This window comes from Longimicrobium sp. (assembly GCF_036280135.1).
In the GTDB taxonomy this organism is placed as follows: Bacteria; Gemmatimonadota; Gemmatimonadetes; order Longimicrobiales; family Longimicrobiaceae; genus Longimicrobium.
This window is the reverse complement of sequence record NZ_DASURI010000729.1, coordinates 1-2,542: the sequence shown is the minus strand read 5'-3', so window position 1 is coordinate 2,542 and position 2,542 is coordinate 1. Positions and strand designations below refer to the sequence as shown.

General features: G+C 71.4%; 2 protein-coding genes. One reads left to right on the top strand and one right to left on the bottom strand.

Going from position 1 to position 2,542, the window contains the following annotated elements; genetic code table 11:
• Positions 1–837 (bottom strand): acyl-CoA dehydrogenase family protein (locus VFZ20_RS23525; RefSeq protein ID WP_329686403.1); only part of this gene is annotated, 837 nt, incomplete at its 3' end.
• Between the two features lie 263 nt (positions 838–1,100).
• Between VFZ20_RS23525 and VFZ20_RS23520 the strand changes: the two genes are divergently transcribed.
• Positions 1,101–2,033 carry a hypothetical protein gene (locus tag VFZ20_RS23520; protein WP_329686402.1) on the top strand — a complete coding sequence of 311 codons (933 nt, stop codon included), beginning with the start codon at positions 1,101–1,103 and terminating at the stop codon, positions 2,031–2,033.
• Positions 2,034–2,542: the final 509 nt, after the last annotated feature.

The window sequence follows — 2,542 nt, the reverse complement described above, 5'->3', positions numbered from 1 at the left end:
CAGCGGCTTGCCGAACGCCTGCCGCTCGCGCGTCCACCGCAGCGCCTCGTCCAGCGCGCGCCGCGCGAAGCCCAGCGCCGCCGCGCCCACGGTGGATCGAAACACGTCCAGCGTGCCGAGCGCCACGCGCATCCCCGCCCCCGCCTCGCCCACGAGCGCGTCCGCATCCACCCGGCAGTCCTCCAGCGCCAGCGTGCCCAGGGGATGCGGCGCGATGACGTCGATGCGCTCGCGCACGCGCAGGCCGGGGTTGTCCGCGTCGACCACGAACGCGGCGTAGCCCCGCTCGCCGGCCTCGGGGAACCGGCAAAAGACGACGTAGTGATCCGCGATGCCGGCGTTGCTGATCCACGTCTTGACGCCGTCGATGACGTATCCGCCGTCCACGCGGCGCGCCGTGGTCGTCATGGCCGCCACGTCGCTCCCCGCGTCCGGCTCCGACAGCGCGAACGCGGCGATGCGCTCCCCCGCGGCCACGGGCGGCAGGTAGCGCTCCCGCAGCGCATCCGACCCAAAGAGGCTGATGGGCCCCGTACCCAGCCCCTGCATGGCGAACGCGAAGTCCGACAGGCCGTGCGCGCGCGCCAGCATCTCGCGGGCCAGGCACAGCGACCGCACGTCCAGCCGCTCGCGCGCGCCGCCGTACGGCGCGGGGACGGCCAGCCGCAGCACGCCCCCGCTGCCCAGCCGGCGGACGAGGTCGCGGCAGGTCGCATCCACGTCGCCGTTGTGCGGCAGGTCCGCGATCTCGCGCTCCACGAACGCGTCCAGCTCCGCCGCGAGCGCGCGATGCTCGTCGCCGAAGAACGGCCAGGTCAGGAAGGTTCGGTCGGGCATGAGTCGGCTTCGCCGAAGTGCGAAAGTGCGGGAGTGCGAAAGTGCGAGAGTGAACTGCACGTTCGCGTGAAACTGGGCCGATGCGCACAACGTAACCGGGCGGCGGCCGATGGCAACGTCCCCGGCGCGCGCAGCCGACCCGAATCCGATCCCGATCCGATGATTTCGATGCGCCGCGTGGTCTCGTCCGCGGCTTTGACGCTGTCGATGCTGACCGCCGCGCCAGCCTCACACGCGTGCACGCTGGACGACGCGGGGCGCGCGTGGATCAGGGCGCGCTGGAGGACTGGGAGGTGGCCAGCCGCGACGACCTTCGCCTGCCGCCCGCACCGCTGCCGTGGATGGTGTTCATGGACAGCGCGTGCGTGTGGCACGTGGCGCCGGACGCGCGCGGAGACGCGGAGCTCGCGGCCACGCTGTCGCCGGCGGGCGCGCCGCTGCGGTTCGCGGGCGCGGACGTGCAGGTGCGCGGCGTGGCGCACGACGGCAGCGCGCGTCTTCCCGGCGGTCAGCGCGTACCCGTCCGGCCGCTGGCGTTCGCGGCGCCGTACGGGGATGGGCGGGCGTTCTTCGTGATCGCCATGCCGTCCGTGTGGAATCGCGATCCCAGCCACGCCGCCGATCCGTGGCTCATCAACGCCGTGTTCGTGCACGAGATGACGCATACCCGGCAGGTGGGCACCGTCTACGGGCGCATCGACGCCCTCGCCGCGCGCGTTCCCGACCCCGAGCACCTGGACGACGACGTCATCCAGGACCGCTTCGACAGCATCCCCGCCTTTCGCCACCAGATGGAGGGCGAGATCGCGCTCTTGTACGGCGAGCCGAGCGGCCGGGCGATGACGGGGGATCGAGAGGCGGTCGCGAACGCCCTGCGCCTGGCGGAGGGCCGCCACGCCGTGTGGTTCACGGGGACGGACGAGGCGAACGCCTACGCGGAGCTGGAGGACCTGTTCCTGGACATGGAGGGCGTGGCGCAGTGGGCCGCGTACCGCACGGCGCTGCGCCACGCCGGCGCCGATGCCGATCCGCGCGAGGTGCTCACGCGTTTTCGCCGCGGTGGGCGCTTCTGGTCGCAGGATCTGGGGTTGGCGCTGTACCTGGCCGTCGATGCGCGGGTGCCCGATTGGCAGCAGCGCGTCTTTGGCCCCGAGCAAGCCTCCGCCCGCACGCTCCTCCGCAAGGCGGTAAGGTAGACGGACGAAGCGTAGTCAGTGCAGGGACGTGCAGTTCCGCGGGACCGCAGGAGAGCGGCGGGTCCAAGAAAAGCCGCGATCTCCCCAGCCGAAGCGAGGCCAAGCGCACGACGCGCAGCCCCAGCCGGAGCGAATGAATTCGCCGCTGGAAAATCACGAAGTCCGCCTGCGCGGACTGCCCCAGAAAGGGCCGCCTCGGTGCACCGGGGCGGCCCTTTTTGAGCAGTTGAAGCCCTGTTCGCAGAGCGCGTCAGCGCGAGACAGGGCTTACCGCTGTCCCAGCGGCGGGTTTACCCGCTCAGGCTGGATCCACGAGTCGCGCACTCCCCCCGCCCGCGCACGACCCACTTTCGCACTTTCGCACTTTCGGGTCATGTACCCGTTCATGGTTGATGCCTCGTAGGAGGCACGACCATCGAGAGCAGATGCTGAACGGTCCAGCAACGATCAGTCAGCCCGGCAGCCATCGCCGGCGTGCGCTTGCGTGTGAGGCCATCCACTTCCAGGCT